We start from the raw sequence: 21,159 nt of genomic DNA, 5'->3' as shown, positions 1-21,159 counted from the left end.
GACAAGTTTAAAATATCAACAGGCTTTCCTGCCAGGCAGGCTTAATAGTGGTATCGGCAAAACTGATCAGCGATAAGCCAATACCGGCAATACCTTCCAGCATATTATGACTACTTATAAAGTCGGGATGATGATAAAACTTGAAACCTGCCGGACCATCGGCCCAGGTATTCATTTCCAGGGTTGTTTTCCACCAGTATTGCGAAGCCGATAGCAGCTGCTCATCTCCGTAATACAAGCCTGCCTGTTGCAGGATATGTGCAATCCCCGCGCTGCCATGACACATGCATGCATCATGCACCGCCCCGTTCTTTACATTGCGTTCGCGGGCCACCTGGCGGAATACCAGCAAGGCCTCGTGCTGGTAGTCGCCCCGTTGTAACCGATGCCCTGCTCCCAACAGCGTGGCTGCTATGCCCAGGTCGCCGTAGCACCAGCCCAGGCGGCTGTGTGCCGCGCCTACTACGTCGCCGGCCGCATTTATCAGCGTGGGAAACTGCGACTGTCCTACCGGGCTGGCCAGGTTCCTGGTTTGCAGCAACCAGGATATACTGCCGTTCAACAATGGGAGTACCCGGTGGCGGGCAATGTTCTTTTCATAGCAGCGGGCCAGCACCGATATGATAGCCGGTACCCCATGCGCCAATCCCAGGTTAAAAAGATCCTGGCCTTTATTTGCTTCGCTGGTGCTGGAAAAATTGTCCTTCCAGGCAATGCCCCCTGTCAGTGTCAGCGCCGTATCTTCCAGGTGCCGTATCAGTTCCTCCAATGGCGCCGCTGCCTCCGTTGCCGGCCAGCGTTCCAGGAAATACAATGCGCCCCCCAGGCCCTGGTGCAGAAAATCATTCCGTCCTGCCGCCAGTTCGGCAGCCATAAAATCTGCCACGCCTGCATCAATTTCTGTAAAAGCATCGGCAGCGTCGGCCGTATCCAGCAATCCCAGGGTGCCCAGGTGCTGCAGGCACCAGGCGATACCCGCCATCCCGCTGCAATGGGAACCATCCATGGGTGTATCCGATAAAGCCAACAAGCATTTTTCCACTACGGCCGCTGCTTTATCCAGGTGTTGCTCCTCGCCGGTAAGCTGAAAATAATATGCATAAAATAATGCTGCGCCGGTATAGCCGCCCAGCAGTCCCGCATGCGTATCGGTGGCGATAAACTGGTCCAGTTCTCCGCAAATCCTTCGCAGCAGCAATACGGCTGCTTCTCTTTGATCCATATAATTGATTCCGTTATTAAATATATAATGGCAAAACATGTATTGCTTGCGCGTACATGTTTTGCCATACAGTTCAGTTGGTAAGTATAAATCCGGGCGCATACGCCGGGTAATAACCTCTACGTATCCACGCCGGAAAATATACCCGGCAGGCGGCACACCTATGCCCTGCCGGGGTATAAAAAGCGACCGTTAAAAACGGCAGGAATCCACGCTGCAGATAGGAGCTCCCTGGCTCATGTTATCTGTGCATACCCGGAAAGAAATGACGCAAAGCACGCCGGTAGCAGCCATTTGCGGCGCATTTGGCTGCGATGACAACGCAGCAACTTTTATTTTACCCAGGTTAAGTTTTTTCGCGGTGACTTTTTTCATAAACTGATTTTTAAGCAGTACAGTTAATTGTTGAAGAAAAACGGCATTACTCCCGGTTGTTTACTTAGAAACAAGTATCCTTTGAAATAGGAGGAGGACATTTCGCAAATAAACTGCAACCAGTATAAGTAGGCGCTTTTACATCAGCAGATTCGCGGAGACTTAATTTGGCTACTTTCAACTTACCCAACGTAAGTTTCTTAATTGGTGTTTTTCTCATCATGCAAAATTTATGTGGTGAAAAATAAAAGACAATAAAGCGGGCAGGTTTACAGGTTTAATTAAATAGGGTGACCAACACGGGCTTACAGGATTTGCTATAAAAGTAGGGAGAAACTTAGAGACGGCAGCTCACGGAAAAACGTGATTTTTAAATACTCCTATTAAAATTTACCTGTTTTACGTGATGGTCTGCCATAGACGGAATCGGTACCTTCAACACCTAATGTTGACCTTGCGCCATGATCAGAGCTGAAAATTTCTATGTGGTAAGATCGCCACTCTTACCTGTTAATACTATCCAGCAATTAAGCCATATCACTAATGCCACACTTTCTACTGTGATCAAAGATATTTTCCTGGACCCCTGCCTGCAGGAAGCTATTTACATTGCTTCCCCGGAGCTGTACCAGGAATGGCAAAAGTGGCAACACGACACCGGCATCAGTGAAAAAGACCAATATAAACTGGCCCTCACACTTTATCGCTACCTGCTCAGGATGAGCACCCGCTGTACACCCTACGGCCTCTTTGCCGGCTGTGCTACCGGTGAAACCACCGATCATACCAGCATTCAACTGCAGGAAAAAACCGCGCATAAAAAACATTGCCGCCTGGATATGAACTACGTAGCAGAACTGGCCGCTACCATCACCGCCACCCCTGCTATCCGGGAACAACTGCGCTATTATCCCAACAACTCACTATATGCCACCGGCGCACATTACCGCTACGCCGCATACAGCATCAAAAATAAAATCCGCACTTACTTTCTTACTGCCGTCAATAAAAGTCCCTACCTCGACCAAATGCTGGCTACCGCCACTACCGGCGCCCGGTTGGGCGAAATACGTGACAGCATCACCAGCGCAGATATCACTGCTGAAGAAGCCGCCGAATTTACAGCTGAACTACTCGAACATCAGCTACTGGTGAGCGAACTGGAACCGACGGTTACCGGAGAGGAATTTTTTGTGCAACTGGTAAACCGCCTCGCTACGCTCCCGGAAGCAGAAACATGGACCAGGCCCTTGTCTCAACTGCAAAAAATACTACAGACGCAGCACACCGGCGTTGAGAAATATACGGCTGCCCATGCACTCGTTAAATCACTATTACCCGATACCAACAATAAAGACCTGGTACAAACAGACCTGTTTCTGGCCACCAACAGCAATCAATTGAGCCACACCGTCGTAAATGAACTCTCTGCTCAAATGGGACAACTATGGAAACTGGCCACTCAACAACAAAATACCGACCTGCAACAGTTCTGCCAGGCATTCCGTCAGCGCTATGAAGAACAGGAAATTCCGCTCAGCCTGGCGCTCGACACCGAAGCTGGCATCGGGTATGGCTCCTACTCCGGCAGCGGATCCGATCATACACCACTGGTAGACGATGTGCATATTATAAAACAAGCACCGGCGAATAACCAACCCCACACCAAAATGCAGGACTTCCAGCTGCAACAGCTGCTGACCTGCCTGCAACAACGTAAACAAACCATTACCCTTACCCGGGAACAACTGGATACGCTAAAAGATACGGATACCAATCCCATTCTGCCACACAGTATGTACCTGATGGGTAGTATATTGGCCAGCAGCGCGGCCGACATCGATCATGGGCACTACCTGTTTGATATGAGCGGCTGCTCCGGTCCCTCCGCTGCCAACCTGCTCGGCAGATTTTGTCACGGCGACGAGAAATTACTGGCGAAAGTGCAGGCATGCCTGCAGGAGGAAGAAGCCGCCGACCCGGAAAAAATCTACGCGGAAGTGGTGCACCTCCCCGAATCCAGAACCGGCAATATATTGATGCGTCCCCGACTCAGGAAATATGAAATCGTGTACCTGGCCAACAGCGCTACACCGGATGATTGTCAATTACTACTCTCCGACCTGATGGTAAGCGTACAAAATAACAAAGTCGTGCTGCGATCTAAAAAACTGGACAAGATCGTCGTTCCCCGGCTTAGCACCGCACACAACTACCACCAGGGGCTCCCTGTATACAAATTCCTGTGCGACCTGCAACAACAGGACTATCACACCGGCATTATGTGGCGCTGGCAGATTCCCGGCGATATCTCTTTCCTTCCCCGCGTACAATACGGCAATATTATTCTCAGTAAAAGCACCTGGGTGCTGCATAAAAAAAACTACGCCGCACTCGCCGGCGCAGCAGCAGGGGATTATATGACCCTCTTCCGGGAAATCAGCGCACAACTGGAGCTTCCTCGGTATGTGGTCATCAAGGAAGGCGACAATGAACTGCCTGCAGATCTCCACAACGAAGTATCCGTGCACCTGTTGGTAACACAACTGCTCAAAAAAGAACAAGTCACCCTGCAGGAATACCTCCATACACCCGACAACTGCTGGATAACGGGAACTGACGGGAAACATACCAACGAGTTGATCATCCCGCTAAAGAATATCTCTTCCGAAAAAAATAAAAAAGATACCAATATTTACCCGGCATCAACTTCCGGTACTTTACCCACCAGGAAATTTGCCACCGGCAGCGAATGGCTGTATGTAAAATTGTACACCGGTACCCGGAACGCCGAATCCCTCCTGAAATCAGTGATACGCCCTCTTGCACTATCCATGCAGGAAGAAAAGCTCATCGACAAGTGGTTCTTCATCCGCTACACCGATCCGGATCATCACCTGCGGGTCAGGTTCCATCACACCACCGACAAAGGGTTCTGGAAAACAGTGATGGAAAAACTACATGAACACCTTGCACCTTATATCGGGAACGGGCAACTGTATCGCATGCAGACAGATACTTATGAACGGGAAATTGAACGATATGGCATCCATACCATGACGTTCAGCGAAGATATTTTCCATTACGACAGTGAATGTGTAACAGGCATTATCGATCTGCTGGAAGAAGAAGAAGGAGAAGCATATCGCTGGAAACTTGCACTGCGTGGGATGGATAGCCTGCTGGACGATTTTGGTTATCGTCTTCCGCACAAAGTAGCACTGCTAAAAAAATTGCAGTTAGGTTTCTTTGAAGAATTTGGCGGAGGGAAGCCGTTGCTATTGCAGCTCAACGATAAATACCGTGCGGAAATGCGCCCTGTCAGCAGCTTTCTCGATTCTGCACAAGACAACGATAACGACATCTCCACCGCTATCGCTTTCTTCGACACCCGATCCGGAAAAATAAAACAGCTGCTGCAGGAAACCGGCATCAAGGGAAATGATGACCTGCTGTCGAGTTACTTACACATGTTCCTTAACCGCATACTGTTGTCCAACCAGCGTAAACATGAACTGGTGCTCTATCATTTCCTGCACCGGTATTATGAATCCCGGCTCGCGATCGCACAAAAGCAACAAGCAACAAAGCCTCTATTAATCACTAAATAAAAATTTGAGTATGAAAAAGCAACAAGCAAAAAAAATGACCCTGGGCGCCGTAAAGGTGGCCAAATTAAATGGTAATGCGCAAGGACAGAAAATTCCTACCACTACTGTCTTTACTACTACCACGCATTACACCTTCGATTGCTGACAAAAAAAATACCGGGCAATGGCATTGTTTACTCCTACAAACAATGCCGCTACCCGGTATTATTATCGCATATGCTTGCGTTTATTCCGGAATAAATAAAATAGCATCTGCTACTACTACCCCATCAGATTCCCGGTTGCTGATTTCTACATAAGTATTTTTACCTGCACTCAGGGTATGCGCTCCCAAATCCACCCATTCTCCGGAAGTCTGCCCTTCTACTTTCACCGACTCCGATTTAACAGGTATCCTGGTTTCCTGCTGCCCGTTGTTGATCTTTACCCAGGTAACAGTAGCATGATTGGGCACCCTGGGAATATATGCATATACCTTGTAACGGCCCTGCGCGGGCACTTCCGGTAAAAAGCGCATAAATTTGTCCGTCGCGCCCTTAGACGTATCCTCTAAAAAAGAAGGACCATAGCCGCCCCAGGTCACCCGGTTCCAGGAACCGCTTTTCACAACATGGGCTTCATCATCGTTGTCTACCAGGATCTCCGGTTTACTATTGTTGGCCAGCGGATTTTCTTTCAGCATTCGTTGTACTGCCGTTACATCTACCTCCTGTACTGAGGCGTGGCCATCGATGGCCACGGCAGCGGCGGTAGCAGCCGACTGTCCCAGTACCATAAATACCGGCTCCATGCGAATAGACCCGTAAGCAATATGAGACGCAGATAAACACACCGGTACCAGCAGGTTTTTACAATCGCTGGCTTTCGGAATGATAGCGCGGTAGGAAACCGGGTAAGGTCCAAATCCACCCTTTTGTACATCCCCTTCATTTTTCACCATCCCGTTTACCACGATACGCTGGCAGTTGTGCGAATCCATGGTATAAGCGGCCATGCCTATGCCGTCATTGATCTTTTCATGCCCTTCGCAATTGGCCTGGGTCATCACGTAAGCACCTACCATACGGCGCACTTCTCTTACATACATTTGCGGCGACCAATGCCCATTATCGGCGTATTCATCCTTTGGATAGCTCCAGGTAAGCATTTCTTTGCGCAGCTGTTCAGGCATACGTTCATCATGGCCAATAAAGTACAGCAGTCCTTTCGTATAGTTTTCATGTGCTTTTATAATACGTTGCCGCCCGGCATAATCTGCCTCCGGGTAATCATAGTTCATCCCTATCATGTCGGTAGAAAAAGCGCCCTTGTTATTAATATCGGTTTTGCCGCCTGGCATAGAACTGATGATCATAATGGTATTCAGCGTGGGTGCATTTAATTTGGGGAGTAGTCGCAGCAACAGCTCATACCGGGACGGATCATAGTCTTCCGGTTTGGTGATTGGTATTTGGTTATTGGGTTGATTAGTCAGGCAAATCCTGTAATTGTAAGCCTGCACTTTTTTATCGCCGGTGCCGGGAGCATCGAGAGTAGCTGGACTAATGCCCCACAATAGCCCGCTTTCGGGTTTGCCGGGAATTTTGTAGGGATCCACGCCATCAGGAAACTGGTGTTCATGCATCATTTGCACACCATTATACGTTTCATGATACAGGCTGTTGGCTTCCCTACCTACCGTGTAGGCTACGCCGGCTTTCGCCATTAAATCGCCTTCGTAGGAACAGTCGATAAACATTTTGGCTTTCACCACTTCCGAAGTGCGACCTTTCACGGTGATGTCCGTAATATATCCATTTTTCTTGCGGACACTGCCGAGCTGATATTCATACAGCACATTCACTTTAGCCGCATTAATATATTGCTGGAAAATATCGGCGGCTACATGGGGTTCAAAAATCCATTGTTCCAGCTTACCATAATGCTGGCCAATTCGGCGGTAGAAATCGCGGGAAATGCCTGTGATGGCAGATTTATTACCGATATCAGTATACCCTAACCCACCGGTGGTAAGCCCACCCAGGTGTTTATCCGGTGAAATCAACAGCACCGTTTTATGGAGTTGCTTTGCGGTATAGGCTGCAATAACGCCGGCGGAGGTGCCACCGTAAATACAAACATCTACCTCCCTGGGGGTAACGGCAAAAAGGGAGTGGCCTGCCAGTAACAGTACACATGCGGGCAGCATGACTTTTTTCAATAACATAACTCGTAAAAAATGATAATTGATACAGACAAAACTGCGAAGGCTGTAACGTGGAACTTACAGAATAGCAGCATATATTCCTCATCAATATACAGCGCATTGCTTAAAAAAGAAAATGCATGGGAAAGATATCATACAGGGAACAAACGATTGTACGTTACATTTTGTGCCCCCGGATGGCGGACATATCTCCCGCTGCCCGGGATACACTTACTAATTAAATTAGCACCTTAATAAAATAAAGAAGCCCTGTCTACCTCTACAGCAGGGCATCCAGGACTTCCTTACATTATTCAATTTGCTTTCGCTACAAAAATACTAATTTATTTAGTATTTCATAATTTATTTTTTACTCCGCCCATTCAGGCATTCAAGTCGTGCTTTGTCCAGATAAATGCCTTGGTATCGTAGCCCAGTGATGCCGCTTTTTCCAGGAATCGTTGTTTGATGTTGGCAGGAATGCTGGTATGGCGGGATAATATCCAGATATGATGCAGGTTGTTGCCTACCACGAGCGCATGTTTGTAATGTTCATCCACATCTATCACATTGTAACCTGCATAGAAGGGCCCAAAGAAAGATACTTTGAGGCGGGCCAGTTCCGGTGGACCTATAAATTTTGCTTTGCCGGTGCTCTCCTTCCATGCTTGTTTACCCGGGTTGAATCCTTTATTACTTACTTTGATATCACTGCCGCCGTTCATGGCATAAGTGGCGGTTACATTGGTCAGATGGCGCTCAAATTTGTAATCGAGCCGGGCTATCTCATACCAGGTGCCCAGGTATTTCCGTACATCAAAAGGATAGATAGGCTGTGCCCCCTTGGGAATAGAAACTTTAAACGCATTATACAATAAAATGGCGGCGGCCGCAGATACGCCCGCTGTAGCGGCAATGGCCAGCAATTTTTTATCCTTCTTCATAACCATAATTTTATATCGGGAGAGCTACCACAAATATGTTGCCTTTATGACGCGCTCGTCACCCGCGGGGTTGCGGTAAGCGTACTGTTGCCTTTTTGCTACAGTTAGTGGAAGGATGGAAGAGCAAGCTATGCCATTGCTACATTAAATGCTACCGGGTAGCCACAAAAAATAGCGTATGACGGGCAGCCGGTGGGGCCAACCCAGTCATACGCCTTCTTGAATGATCCTTTATTTTTCTATTCCAAACGCTACTTCGTTGGCCCAATGGGTTTTCCAGTCAGGATGAAAGGCCCTCGCATTCAGCTTGGATACGCTCCGCTCTTTTGCCAGCTCCATACAACTACCGGGCGCACCGTTATCATTTACCCGGAACGATAACTTAATTTTCTGTCCCTTGTCCAGCGCATTCTTTACATCCGGCAATTCGGCCCAGGGAATAGCACATTCGGTGATTACGGTGTTTCCTTCCCGGCGTATGACCAGCTGTCCGTTCTTTACGGGTCCTTCCCCTTCGGATTTAGGCTGACGGGGGAAGAAATGCTTGCGGTTTAGGCCCGGCGTCAACAGCCGCCATATTTCTGCGCCGCCGCCATATTCCGGCGCCACGGGATTCAGGGCATATTCGTAATCGGTACACTTATAACCGGTATACCGCGGCATCGTTCCCGGTGGATTAGCCAGCATACCATCTTTCCCATCGGGGATTACATTAAAGGCCAGTAACACGTTGTCGAACGAATAGCCTAAACCGGAGTTATCGGGTGTTACCGGGTTTTTACGATAGGTATAATGCCGCACACCAGCAGGCCAGGCGAGCGGGTATTTCAGCTCTTCATGCGGCACAGAAAGCGTCACATCGGCGGGCAATACCGGGGGGTGCCCTACGAGGTAATAGCCACGCTTACCATATACGCCTTTCCAATGGCCCCGGGTATCAAAATCTTCCCTGGCCGTATCGGTAGCGACAGCATCGTCAAACACCACGGCGCCCAGCTTCACGCTGTACCACCAGTCCCTGCTGCGCAATACGATGCGTACTTTGCCGGAAAGGGGCAACAGCTCCCAGGTGCCGTTCCACAAATCTTTGATGTAGCGCTGGTGCACACGCTGGTTGCCCTTATATACTTCCACCATCATCCCCGGTACCCGGAGGTTAGGGAGATAAAGGCCTACCTGCGTAAGCTTATCTTCCGGTAATTGCAAGTCGACGCCGAAGGCGTTGGTATTATCGGCGCTCTCCAGGTACTGCATCGTATAGCCATTACCATTGGGCAGTTGCAGGCCGCTCAGCGTATCAGCAGGTACGCTGCCTGTTTTACTGATCAGCGCGCGTTGCATATCCATGATATACGCGGTATCGGGATAAAAGAACTCATCGTCGGGGCGATGCTCAAAGCGGTAAGTTCCCGGATGCGGGGTACTGTCGGCCACTTTGGAGGCAAAGTAAAAGTACTGGTCGTCATAGGCGAAGTAGCCGTTAGTATAGCCATTCGCATTGGTATCAAAATTCTTGAACGGGTACCAGGCGGCTTCCGTTACGCTGACGGTCGCCGCCCCGCTACTGCTCACGGTTTGCGGCAAGGCCGTTTTCCAGTCATCCAGTCTGCCATCTACGTGTATCCCTAACCGTGATATCACGTTCACATGCATATCTTCCTGGTGTGAGGCGATGCCATCGGCGCCGGCATCAAAACGTACGCTCAGCGGGTAGGTATTATTTACTGCCGCTGTGCCGCCGGTGATTTTCACCGGGATGATACGGGTTTCGTGCGGGGCCAGGTGCAGGGTATCGGGTATACGAAGGGACAGTCCTCCCAGTGTTACCTGGAGCTTGCCTGTCACCGGCCGGTTAAGGATATTGGTTAGTTGCAGCGGCATAACAGGCTGCTGTTCGATGCGGGCGGTCATATCCTGCGCAATAATTTCTACCGGCTCATAACCTTCTATACGGGCCGTTTTCAGGGTTTGCAACAGGCGGGCAAAAGAACCTTTGCGGCCGTTGGTGCGCAGGAAATATCCCTGGCTGTTCAGCGGTACCACCAGCTTCCCGGCTACCGGTGCGATGGTGTTACCATAGAAATCGTATAGCTGCACCCCTGCAGCGGGCAGTGTCATGCTACCGCCCTGCAACGGTTCATATGCGCCCTTACTGGATAGTCCGCGTACGCCGCGAAAGAGTACATGTTCAGGGCCAAAGGCCTCGCCTATGTCGCCACATATCACTACGGTACCGTCGTCTGGCTGTTTCGGCGCCCCGTCAAATACCATCACCCAGGGCAGCCCTTTGGTGAAAAGTAATTGTTTAAAATCACGCTCTCCTACCAGGTGTTGTACGGCTCCCAGCGCTGCTGCCTGAGACCAGGTATCCGGAATACGGGTCATTTCTTTCATGCCCTCCGGTGTGTGTATCTGTTGGGTGAATCGTTCGCTACCGCGACCACCGGTATACATATACCCGGCGTAAATGCCCATGGACCGGTCGTACCCGGCCGAACGGCAGGTGGCCACGGTGAGGCCTATACGATCGTCGGTATTACCCACCCAGCTTTCTGTATCCCATATTTTAACGCGACCATGCGGGGATTTTCTGTTGACCCAATCGGGATAAATAGCAGGCGATTCGATACCCTGGTAGTGTATAGAACAAAAATCGAAAATGGGCAGAAAGGTCATTTTCCCATCTGCAAACAGTTTGTCCCAGGCATTGGAATTAGAGTCGCCCCCACCTACCAGTACATCTGCTCCTTTTTTACGGGCATCCAGTACTGCCTGGGCCATCACTGTATATATCTCGCGATAACGTGGAATATCCGACTGCCAGCCGGAAATAGAAGCGCCCTCCCATGGTTCGTTCCATAACGATACCGCGGTGACCGGGCCTTTGGGCCATCCATACTTCACGCATAACCGGTGTACAAACTCCTGGAAATCGTGGTCGGACGATGGCGCCCATACAAAGTCCTGTTTTGTTTTTTTCATGACACCCGCTGAATCCAGGAAAGAACGGGGCCTCCCCAGGGGCAGTGGGGCAGTTCCCGCGCCAAACATCAGCAATACGGTGATATTTCTCTCTTTATATTCTTCCAGCTTACGGTCCAGCGCCGCCATCTTTTCCGTATAGTCGCCGGCGGTAGCAGGCGTATAATCTACCCCCATGCGGATGGCCTGTACGCCTACCCGCTGGAGGAAATCTGCGCCCATATCATCGAGCGACTGCTTAGGATACTGGATCCGCTGTGGATTGGCTTTAAACGTACGTACCAGGCTGGTGATAAATCGGCGGCCATACTTTCCCAGGTCCAGCACCAGCGCATATCCACCGAAACGATCAGGGATTTGCGGCGCATGTTCCAGGTTCACATATCCCCTGGCGTCTATCTTTACCTTTACCGGCGTGCTGTTTATAACTGCATGCCGCTCCATTTCCGGCAGCCATATATCACCCGGACGTCCCTTCGTAGCATAGCTGATCAATTCTATCTTCCCATCGGCTACCAACGGTTCATTCAATTCATTCACCACCTGTATTGTATACGATGGCTGTTCTCCCGGCCACAGTACGTTGGAGGGAATAGCCGCGCGTGTCAACATCACGTTGTAATCATAATGTCGTTGACGGTTTTTGACACCCATCACCGATTCGTAGTTTACCCATTCTTCCGGTGCTTTCATCTGGGCCATGCTGTTTACCACACTGATCAGTGCCAGTGCAATCATCCATATATATCTCATCTGTTATTGCTTTATAAACTTTCGCCGGCCTATCGCGTTACCGGTAGCGGCATCTGTGATCACCAGGATGTAAGCACTCGATGGCAGGTTGCTTACATCTATGTTTACGGCTTCGTTTGTTTTTACCAGGTTATTTTTAATGAGTTTTCCGGAGATGTCGTACACGCGGATCACACAATTCTTCGCTTTTGTTGATGGTAAATCGATATGCAGCGTACTCACTACCGGGTTCGGATATACGGACAAGCCATTTTCATTTACCACCTGCATATGCGTCAGTGCGGCAGCTGGTGCTGCTGCTGAATCCGGAGCCGGTGTCCAACGGTAAAGCACTACCTTGTTGGCATTGTAATCGTCTTTCGTAATATAATATTCGCCGTTGGAACGATGGTACGCTTTGATGCCGTATTGCGAATCCACATCGTTGCCCACATATACCGCCGGGTTGCTGCTATTCATAGTTAATACCAGTGCCGCTGTTCTCAGGTCAAATACATCAATGTCAGGGATCGCATAATAGCCGACAAAGAGGTAATTGCCGGCGGCCGACATAGACTTGGCCTGGGCCCTGCTCAGGGTAATAACGGTATCGGGCGTACGATTTCCGGCCACCCATCCCCGGTACACTTCTATCCGGTTGCCAATCAGCGTCCAGTCGGTATTACCGCCGGCCAGCACCATTACATCGCTGGCTGGTATATATTCCAGGCGGTTTAACCGGGCAATAGAGGTCGGTGTAGGCGTAGAAATAACCGGGCCCCATATAGGCTTTCCATTGCTGGCAAAACCGGTTAAAGGGTAATGCTGGATGGCATTGGTTTTATCCTGCGAAATCCAGATATCTCCCAGGGAGTCCAGGCAAAAACCATTTCTTACTTTGCTGATGGTATCTCCCGGGATCGCGATGTACCCATCGGTAGCCGGGTTAAAGTAGTAGGTGTAAAAGATATCTGCATTCTGGTTATTGGCTACCAGGATACGGTGTCCGCCTACATTGGCCAGGTGGCCAAAGTGTTCGCCCCGGCTATGATCACTCATTTGTATACGCGCATCCTGCGGATAGCGGTAAGGATCTACGGTGTTAGCAACATAGGCGCCTCCGTCGGTACCGGTATAGGAATAAATAAGATTGCCGCTATACAATAACTGTCCATCTGTTCCTGCATCGGCGGCAGCATTCCCTTCAAAATTCAGGGCCTGCAAGGTCCATTGCAACGTACCGGCAGTATTGTAGCAGTGAATATCCGTAGCGCCATTTCTCCCTAAGTCCCAGGTACCTCCCCAGGGATTATTCAGGACATATAAGTTCCCCGCCGTATCGCGACCTATCCCCACTACCCGTGTAAAACGCTTATCACCGGTTGCTCCGCGGGTACCCGACGTTTCATCGAGGTAGCCGCCGGTTACGCCAAAGGTGCCTGTTAATACAGGCGTTCCCGTTAGGTCTGCATATATCTTGATATTCATATCGGGTCCCTGATCACCTACGAGCAGCTGCCCGCGGGCGCTATCTGCATACAGGGCAGAAGGGCGTGCGGTAGCGCCTACATTTAAAACGGGTCCTGCCACGCCGGTGGAATCAAAACGTTGTACCGTGCCCGTGCCCAGCAATACCACCCACACGGCGCCGGCGCTGTCTACCGCAATAGCCCCGGGATGCGTAACCGCCCATTCCCGGATCTTTACACCCGCCGTGGTAAATACTTCCACGCGGCTACCGCTGGAGTCGCTCACAAATACCCGCCCACCGGAAACAGCAATGCCCTGTATGGCATCGCCAGTGCCTGTGCTGGCGGCAAACAGCAGGTCACGGGTTTTGGTAGCCCGGTTATAGCGGCCCACCTTCCCGGCATTAGGCGCCTGCTGCGCGGTGAAGATATAGGTAGCGTTGCCGCCGATAGCACTGCCCTGCGACTCCTTGTTACCGCCCATAGATCCCAGGGTAGCGCCCTGCTGATAAATACCAATATTACGGCCCTTTTCATCCCACATGGAGGCGGTATATACCACCCCTTCCGGCGACACCCACATAGAGCGGGCACAATTACCTACGTGATTGGCTACATCAGAAAAATTGTTGCCTACCCAGGTGGTAGTGTACTGTCCGTATACAAGGTTAGCGGACAGCAACAGGATAGTAGTAATAATGTTTTTCATCTTTATTATTTTTTTAGGGATTAATAACCATTATTCTGCACCAGCCGGGGGTTACGGCCAATTTCCCGCAGCGGGATGGGCCATAGGGTTTGATCGGCGGTGATACCCAGCACGGCTGCTGCCCTGCCGGTGCGTACCAGGTCATAAAACCGGTGTCCTTCAAAGGCCAGCTCTTTAAACCGCTCGTTTTCGATGGCCAGCGCCAGGTCTGTTTCTCCCGCCTGTGGATAGTCGTGGGCAGACGGTTGATCGGTTGGTAACCCAAAGGCACGGCGGCGAATGATATTCAAGGCTGCTGCCGCATCGGCCGTTTGCCCCAGGTTGTTCAGGGCTTCTGCCCTCACCAATATGATATCTGCCAAACGGAGCGCAATAATATCAGGCTCTGTACCATTGGTTAAGCGGGTATATTTATTGACGTAAGGCAAAGCCGGCGTAGCGTTGTTGAAGCCCAACGCCGCGGCCTTGCGGATATCACCATTTTCATATGCGTTAATAATCTTTGTGGTAGGCGCAATCTGGTAGCCGCCGGTTTGAAGTCCTGCGGGAATCCCGTTGGCAGGAATATAATAGCTGTACAAGCCATTGCTCTGTGCAGAAGCACTGACATACTGGATCTCAAAAATCGCTTCCGTACTGTTTTTACCGCTGGTAGAAAACATGCCGCTATACGCCGCGCTACCGGATACCAGGCTATACACCGGGCTGTTCATCACCTCCTGTGCCTTAGACGCAGCAGCGTTATAATCCTTTATGCTCAGGTATGCCTTCGCCAGCAAGGCTTTGGCCCCACCCTGGCTGGCGCGGCCGCGAGTAGTAACTGCAGCGGCGAAAGTAGGCGGCAGGCTCGCCTCCGCAATTTTCAGGTCGGCAATAATCTGTTTGAAAATACTGTCCACCGACGTACGGGGAACGGTAAAATCAGCATTAAAGGAAGTATAAGGCTCCAGCACCAAAGGCACCGCCCCATAGGCTTTTACCAGGTTGAAGTAAAAGTAGGCCCGCAGAAAATGTGCTTCTCCTAACAACTGTTCTTTACGGCCGGGAGCAAACAAGCTATCTTTCATGGGAGGCACATGTTTCAGCAAATCGTTGGCGCGACCAATACCCGTATAGTTATTCTGCCAGTAGGCGGCCACGATCAGGTTATCTACCGGGATACCATGGGTAGAAAAAGGACTGTAGTTGATCAGCAAAGCGGTAGTGGCATCGGAGCCGGCATCAAATGCGAGCGGAAATTGTGCCGCAATACTCTGTATAGCCGGGTAAATACCCACAGCAGCTGATTCGGCATCATTGCCGGTTTGCCAGAAGTTCTCATCTGCAATCGTGTACTCCGGAACCTGGTCCAGCACTTTGGTACAAGACGCAAAAAGAAGAAGGATATATATTAGTCGTAAATTTTTCATAACGGCTGCTTTTAAAAGTTCACATTTAATCCTACCAGGAAAGTACGGGCCTGTGGCTGTACGGCCCAGTCAATACCCAGCTGCGAGTTTTTCACCGACTGGTTCTGCGACTCAGGATCTAAACCTGAATAGTTGGTAATGAGAAACAGGTTTTGCGCACTGACATATACCCGGGCACTGCTGATGCGTACTTTCTTTAAGGTAGCAGATGGGATGGTATAACCCAGCGTAATATTCTTCATCCTGATAAACGAACCATCTTCTACAAAGCGTTGCGACACTTCTCCGTTGGTTAAGCTACCCGGCACCGTAGGATCGTTGAATACCGCACGTGGCACGTCGGTAATGGTGTTCTGCGGCGTCCACCGGTTCAGCGTTTTGGCGTCACCGTTGTTGTAACTGCTCATCCTTTCCAGCATGCTGCGGGTTTGGTTGTATACTTTATTGCCGTACGACCAGTACAGGAAAAAGCTCAGGTCTACTCCTTTGTAACCAAAGGTATTGGTAAGGCCACCGGTAAAATCCGGTTGCGCGGTACCCAGGATCACCCGGTCGGCCGCTGTTATTTTCCCGTCTTTATTAATATCATCATAGATCATGTTGCCGGTTGCCGGATCAACTCCTTTATTGCGGTAGCCAAAAAAGGATCCAACTGGCTCGCCTACACGAAAAATGCTGGTAGGCTGACTGGTATAAAATGACCCTGGCAGGCTTTCTGTGAAATCAGAGCTGGAGGGGTCTCCCGCCACGGTTTCAGGCAAACTGGTGATTTTATTGCGGTTGAAATACAGGTTGAAGTTGGTGCTCCAGGTAAAAGCGCTCCGGATGTTGTCGGTATTCACCGAAATCTCCAGTCCTTTATTGAGCAGCTGGCCTATATTGGCGCCGTTAGTGCGGGCGAAGCCGGAGGTATAGGGCAGGTCCAGTTTAAAGATCAGGCGGTTGGTGAGCTTGCGGTAAGCATCTATAGTGACGTTAATACGGCTGTCCAGGAAAGATACATCCAGTCCCAGGTTGGTAGCGGTGGTGGCTTCCCAGCTAAGGTCTGCATTCGACAGGGAAGTAGCGGCAATTCCCGCTTCGGTGCCATAGTTATACCCGGTCGAATAAGTGGCCAGGGAAGGAAAATCCGAGCCAAGCCCTTCGTTATTCCCCGTAACGCCAATGCTGGCACGGATCTTCAGGTCATTGAAAAAACGTTGCTGCTTCATGAAATTTTCATTGATGATGCGCCAGCCAGCTGAGATGGAAGGAAAGAAACCGTATTTCTTGTTGGCGCCAAAACGCGAAGATCCATCAGTACGGGCTACGCCTTCCAACAGGTAGCGGTCGTCGTAGCTATAGCTGATCCTGCCGAAATAGGATACCAGTCCCCATTGTGAGCGATAGTCTATCGGCGACGAAAGGGACGTAAACCCTGTTACAGCTTGTATAATATCGGTGGAGTTGGTATTACCGGAAATGCCTATACGCCGTACGCTGGCTTCCTGTGCACTCTGCCCGAGCAGGGCGGTTAATTTATGCCGGCCTTTCAGGACAGGCGTATACGAGAGGGTGTTTTCATTGACCCATAAAAACTGTGTAAACACGGATACAAAGCCGCTGGCGGCCGAGCCATTGTTAACCAGCTTGGACTGGTACCGGTCGTCGGTCACCTGCTGGTTATCAAAACCGAAGCTGGTTTTGAACTTCAGGCCGGGCAAAATGCTGTACTCGCCAAATACGTTGCCGATATAGCTGTTTACGATCGACTGGAAACGCAGGTTATTGGCGATCATTACCGGGTTAGTCCAGTGGCGGCCGGGGTCCGTATAATAAGTACCATTGGGATTGTAAATAGGATCATTTGGATTTTCTATCAGCGCCAGCGCCAGCACAGATTGACCGGAAAAGCTGTTATCCATACGGTTGTTGATAGAACGTACCCCGGTGAGGTTGACTCCTATTTTTAATTTATCGGTAGCGGCAAAGTCGAAGTTCACCCGCCCGTTATAGCGTTTAAAATGCTGCAATCCTACAATGGTACCGGTTTGATCGAGGTAGCCCAGTGAAACATAGTGGGAAGTTTTTCCGGAACCGCCGGAGATGGACAGGTTATAGTTAGATACCGGCGCTGATCTGAAGATGGCATCCTGCCAGTTGGTATTGCGGCCGGTGTTTACAATAGCCGGATCGTCGGGCATTCCGGCGTTGGCCCTTGATTCTTTAAACAGTGTTACAAATTGTTCGCCGTTCAACACGGGCAGCCGTTTTGGGATATCAGCAACGCCGGTATACATGCTGAAATTAAATCTTGACTTCCCTTCTGCGCCTCTTTTGGTGGTGATGAGGATCACGCCGTTGGCGCCCCGGGAACCATAGATCGCTGCGGCGGCAGCGTCTTTCAGGATTTCAACCGATTGTATGTCGTTGGGATTAATATTATTGGTGGTAGCAATCCGCTGTCCGTCGCCGGAGATGCCGTATTGAGCAGCGGGCAGGTTGCTCATAGGTACGCCGTCGATTACGTACAGGGGCCTGTTTTCGCCAAACAGCGAGCCGTTACCACGGATACGGATATACGTTTCGTCACCTGGTGCGCCGGAGTTCTGTACTACCTGTATACCCGCGGCTTTACCCTGCAGGGCGCCATCCAGGCTGGTTACTGCTATCCCTGTCAGCTCACTGCCTTTTACAGAGGAGATGGACGAGGTAACGTTCTTTTTCTGCTGGGTACCATATCCTACTACCACCAGGTCGTTGAGGGACGCGCTTTGCAATTTCAGGGTGATATGTAATGTTTGCTGACCGGCTACCGTCACTTCTCTCTGCTCAAAGCCTACATAGGAACATATGAGCACACTGTTTTCCCCGGGAACATTGATGGAGAACCGCCCCTGCGCATCGGTAGTAGCGCCGGAAGCAGTTCCCTTTACCCGGATCGTAACACCTGGCAACGTGCCTCCTTTTTCATCGCTGATTTGTCCGGTGATGGTCATCGGCGGCTGCTCTTTCCCGGTGGTAGCCGGCGTTTCCTTTCTGGTAACCACAACAATTTTATCTGTTATTTCATATTGTAGCGAAAGGCGGTCCAGCAGCGTGCCCAGCACCCGGGTAAAGGGTTCGTTGGTGCATTCCAGTGATACCTTATTCATGGCCGGTGTGGTTTGTCCGCGCCAGATGAAGGAATAACCGGTTTGTTGTTTCAGCACCGCAAATACTTTTTCAAGCGGTACATTTTTCACCGATACGGTTACATTTTGGGCGGCAGCGCAAACCGGCAGCAGTGCTACTATCAGCAGTATCCATAGTAATTTGGCAGGCCCTCTTTTGGTGACAGAGAGTAAGCCCGAGGCAAGGAACTTCATATTTTTCATTCGTGGATTTAAACGTTAGCAATCATAAAACGTGGAAGTGTATACTTACGTACAGCACATGCTGTTCCGTGCCGAGGGCCCTCAGCAACTGGTTCCGGCAGGCATACGTATTGTATCCGTGCAGCAATCAGGTCATGACATATTCATTTAAAAAGATGAGTTAATTGGCTGCCTGGTAAGGCATCACGGTAATAGTTCTTCCCTGTATCTTAAAATGTACGATTTTGGTTAGCTCCAGTGCTTTCAACAACTGCGTAATGCCGGCTGTACGGGCTACAATACCGGACAGCGTTACGTTGGTCAAGTCTCCTTCATATTTCACCTCTACATCATACCAACGGGCTACTTCCTGCATAATGCTGCGGATATTGGTTTCCCGGAAATAAAACTCTCCATTTTTCCAACCCAGTGTTTCTTCCATATTGGGTTTGTTCACCAGCAGTTGCCCCGTACGGTGTTGCAGCACCGCCTGCTCACCCGGGTGTAATACCATCTGATTATTCACTTTTACAGCCCCCTGTACCAGGGTGGTTGTAATGGCCTCCTCTTCCGTATAGGCCTTCACGTTAAAAGCGGTACCCAATACCTGTATATCCATGCCTTTGGCAGCCACGATAAAGGGCTTCCTGGCATCGGCGGCAATATCGAAATAGGCTTCTCCCGTTACCTCCACTCTCCTGTTACTATCCGCAAATGTAGCCGGGTAGCGGATAGCAGAAGCCGCGTTGAGCCACACCCGGGAGCCATCCGGCAAAGTGAGCTGATACTGGGAACCATTGGGCGTTTGCATGGTATTAAATATTAACTCCCCTGCTTTAGCGTCCAACGAACGGTAGGCCAGTTGGCCATTGGCCAGCTTCACCACCTGCGCGGCGCCCTGTTGAGCGATCGTTCCGTTGCCGGCACTGTCGAGCGAAATACGCGAGCCATCGCCCAGGATCAGGATAGGATGAGCCGCTTTACCTGCGGGCAGCTCCAGTCTCGCCATCATTTTATTTGCCCGGTAGTGGTGCGTATGCCATTTCCAGCTAATACCCAGCAGCACCAAAAAGATAGCGGCAGCAGCGGCATATTTAAACCAGGAACGGGAAATCAGCGGCGTGTATACCTTGTGTACCACGTTCATGGCGGCATCCTGCATGCGAGCCTGCATCATGATGTCGGCGGCCATCTCTTCCGCATTGTAATCGGCATTTTCTATATATGCCGGATCGGTAAACGCCTGTTGAAGCAGCTGGTCCAGCAATGCCTTGTTCTCCGGTTGCCGCGCCATCATGCGAAACTGCCGGAGCTCTTCTACATTGAGTGTACCACTCATATATTTTTGAAATAATGCTTCAAAGGTCATATACGGATGTAGGTTTAATCATATCAGCAATACCCGTTCCTATGATAAGGACGGAAAACAGATCAGGGGTAAGACAGTAAAAATAAAATTTCATGAAAAAAAGTTGGAAAACACCAGCAGCAGTATCAACACACGCTCCGAATGATGGCTCAGGTACTCCCGGATGCTCCGCAGCGCCCTCACTACATAAGTTTGCGAGCTGACCACGGATATATTCAGTTTACGGGATATCTGGGCATGGCTTAGCCCGCTGAAGCGATGTAGTACAAATACTTCTCTCAACTTTTCAGGAAGTAGTTCAATAGCCTTTGTCAGCGACTGCTCCAGCTCCTTATATTCCAGGGAAGACTGGGCATTACCTGCCTGGGAGGCTGTCAGGCAATCGGCCAGCAGGTCAATATTATCGGTATGCAGCACTTTCTTCCGCAGATGGTCCATAATGAGGTGACGGGCGCATACGTAGATGAAAGTAGCCGGATTGGCTACCCCGGGAAGCCGCTCCCGGCTATTCCATAGCTTAATGAAGATATCTTGCGACAGGTCCTTTGCCTGCTCGGGAGAGCGGGTCAGGCGCAGGGCCGTACCATACACCTGCGGCCAGTATTTTGTGACAAGAACCTGGAAGCTCCGCTCATCTCCGCTGGCAACAGAGAGCAATAATTCCTGTTCATTTTCGTGGATCAAGGTCGGTATCAGTTATTCATACACGTAGTGATGCATGAAAATAATACAACCCGCGTTAATTTACAAAACTACTCTATGGGCGGCGTGGTTTCACACAAAGACGTAACGCGGCAAAGCGCTTTGCGTCTTGGCT

At 50.3% G+C, this 21,159-nt stretch carries 13 protein-coding genes; 2 read left to right on the top strand and 11 right to left on the bottom strand.

The window, feature by feature from the left end:
* Window positions 1–7: 7 nt before the first annotated feature.
* The 3 genes from FHW36_RS15705 to FHW36_RS30555 all read right to left on the bottom strand — a co-directional run bounded on the left by FHW36_RS15705 (window position 8) and on the right by FHW36_RS30555 (window position 1,817).
* On the bottom strand, window positions 8–1,222 hold the full coding sequence (locus FHW36_RS15705; RefSeq protein ID WP_186452475.1) for a lanthionine synthetase C family protein: 1,215 nt from the start codon (window positions 1,220–1,222) through the stop codon (window positions 8–10).
* A gap of 192 nt (window positions 1,223–1,414) precedes the next feature.
* A complete protein-coding gene (locus tag FHW36_RS15700; protein ID WP_145670514.1) occupies window positions 1,415–1,597 on the bottom strand; it encodes a hypothetical protein in 183 nt (60 codons plus the stop codon).
* Window positions 1,598–1,661: 64 nt separating this feature from the next.
* Window positions 1,662–1,817, bottom strand: a complete 156-nt coding sequence (locus FHW36_RS30555) for a hypothetical protein (RefSeq protein WP_168767358.1) — start codon at window positions 1,815–1,817, stop codon at window positions 1,662–1,664.
* Window positions 1,818–2,058: 241 nt separating this feature from the next.
* Between FHW36_RS30555 and FHW36_RS15695 the strand changes: the two genes are divergently transcribed.
* Together FHW36_RS15695 and FHW36_RS30960 are read left to right on the top strand one after the other, a co-directional pair.
* Window positions 2,059–5,208 carry a lantibiotic dehydratase gene (locus FHW36_RS15695; RefSeq protein WP_145670513.1) on the top strand — a complete coding sequence of 1,050 codons (3,150 nt, stop codon included), beginning with the start codon at window positions 2,059–2,061 and terminating at the stop codon, window positions 5,206–5,208.
* Window positions 5,209–5,218: 10 nt separating this feature from the next.
* Entirely contained in the window at window positions 5,219–5,353 is a 135-nt protein-coding gene (locus FHW36_RS30960; protein ID WP_262713396.1) for a hypothetical protein, read from the top strand.
* Between the two features lie 81 nt (window positions 5,354–5,434).
* Here FHW36_RS30960 and FHW36_RS15690 read toward each other — a convergent pair whose 3' ends face one another.
* The 8 genes from FHW36_RS15690 to FHW36_RS15655 form a co-directional block, all read right to left on the bottom strand.
* Window positions 5,435–7,414 carry an FAD-dependent oxidoreductase gene (locus tag FHW36_RS15690; protein WP_145670512.1) on the bottom strand — a complete coding sequence of 660 codons (1,980 nt, stop codon included), beginning with the start codon at window positions 7,412–7,414 and terminating at the stop codon, window positions 5,435–5,437.
* 362 nt (window positions 7,415–7,776) lie between these two features.
* Window positions 7,777–8,337 (bottom strand): lipocalin family protein, encoded by a 561-nt coding sequence (locus FHW36_RS15685; RefSeq protein WP_145670511.1) that lies wholly within the window; start codon window positions 8,335–8,337, stop codon window positions 7,777–7,779.
* Window positions 8,338–8,568: 231 nt separating this feature from the next.
* Window positions 8,569–12,072 (bottom strand): DOMON domain-containing protein, encoded by a 3,504-nt coding sequence (locus tag FHW36_RS15680; protein WP_145670510.1) that lies wholly within the window; start codon window positions 12,070–12,072, stop codon window positions 8,569–8,571.
* A 3-nt stretch (window positions 12,073–12,075) separates the two neighbouring features.
* Complete coding sequence (locus tag FHW36_RS15675) at window positions 12,076–14,229, bottom strand: T9SS type A sorting domain-containing protein (protein ID WP_145670509.1); 2,154 nt, start codon at window positions 14,227–14,229, stop codon at window positions 12,076–12,078.
* Between the two features lie 20 nt (window positions 14,230–14,249).
* Window positions 14,250–15,638, bottom strand: coding sequence for a RagB/SusD family nutrient uptake outer membrane protein (locus tag FHW36_RS15670; protein ID WP_145670508.1), 1,389 nt, complete (start codon window positions 15,636–15,638; stop codon window positions 14,250–14,252).
* A gap of 11 nt (window positions 15,639–15,649) precedes the next feature.
* Entirely contained in the window at window positions 15,650–18,985 is a 3,336-nt protein-coding gene (locus FHW36_RS15665) for a SusC/RagA family TonB-linked outer membrane protein (protein WP_186452474.1), read from the bottom strand.
* Between the two features lie 169 nt (window positions 18,986–19,154).
* Window positions 19,155–20,342: a FecR family protein gene (locus FHW36_RS15660; RefSeq protein WP_145670506.1), complete on the bottom strand. Its 1,188-nt coding sequence runs from the start codon at window positions 20,340–20,342 to the stop codon at window positions 19,155–19,157.
* A gap of 90 nt (window positions 20,343–20,432) precedes the next feature.
* Window positions 20,433–21,026, bottom strand: a complete 594-nt coding sequence (locus tag FHW36_RS15655) for an RNA polymerase sigma factor (RefSeq protein WP_186452473.1) — start codon at window positions 21,024–21,026, stop codon at window positions 20,433–20,435.
* Window positions 21,027–21,159 lie beyond the last annotated feature (133 nt).

The sequence above is a fragment of the Chitinophaga polysaccharea genome, from assembly GCF_007829335.1.
Classification (GTDB): Bacteria; Bacteroidota; Bacteroidia; order Chitinophagales; family Chitinophagaceae; genus Chitinophaga; species Chitinophaga polysaccharea_B.
Note: the sequence above shows the minus strand (reverse complement) of the source record. Positions and strands in the feature narration are given on the sequence as shown.

Coding starts and splice junctions, on each gene's coding strand:
- FHW36_RS15705 (WP_186452475.1), bottom strand. CDS start 1,222: ATGGATCAAAGAGAAGCAGCCGTATTGCTGCTGCGAAGGATTTGCGGA.
- FHW36_RS15700 (WP_145670514.1), bottom strand. CDS start 1,597: ATGAAAAAAGTCACCGCGAAAAAACTTAACCTGGGTAAAATAAAAGTT.
- FHW36_RS30555 (WP_168767358.1), bottom strand. CDS start 1,817: ATGAGAAAAACACCAATTAAGAAACTTACGTTGGGTAAGTTGAAAGTA.
- FHW36_RS15695 (WP_145670513.1), top strand. CDS start 2,059: ATGATCAGAGCTGAAAATTTCTATGTGGTAAGATCGCCACTCTTACCT.
- FHW36_RS30960 (WP_262713396.1), top strand. CDS start 5,219: ATGAAAAAGCAACAAGCAAAAAAAATGACCCTGGGCGCCGTAAAGGTG.
- FHW36_RS15690 (WP_145670512.1), bottom strand. CDS start 7,414: ATGTTATTGAAAAAAGTCATGCTGCCCGCATGTGTACTGTTACTGGCA.
- FHW36_RS15685 (WP_145670511.1), bottom strand. CDS start 8,337: ATGAAGAAGGATAAAAAATTGCTGGCCATTGCCGCTACAGCGGGCGTA.
- FHW36_RS15680 (WP_145670510.1), bottom strand. CDS start 12,072: ATGAGATATATATGGATGATTGCACTGGCACTGATCAGTGTGGTAAAC.
- FHW36_RS15675 (WP_145670509.1), bottom strand. CDS start 14,229: ATGAAAAACATTATTACTACTATCCTGTTGCTGTCCGCTAACCTTGTA.
- FHW36_RS15670 (WP_145670508.1), bottom strand. CDS start 15,638: ATGAAAAATTTACGACTAATATATATCCTTCTTCTTTTTGCGTCTTGT.
- FHW36_RS15665 (WP_186452474.1), bottom strand. CDS start 18,985: ATGAAGTTCCTTGCCTCGGGCTTACTCTCTGTCACCAAAAGAGGGCCT.
- FHW36_RS15660 (WP_145670506.1), bottom strand. CDS start 20,342: ATGACCTTTGAAGCATTATTTCAAAAATATATGAGTGGTACACTCAAT.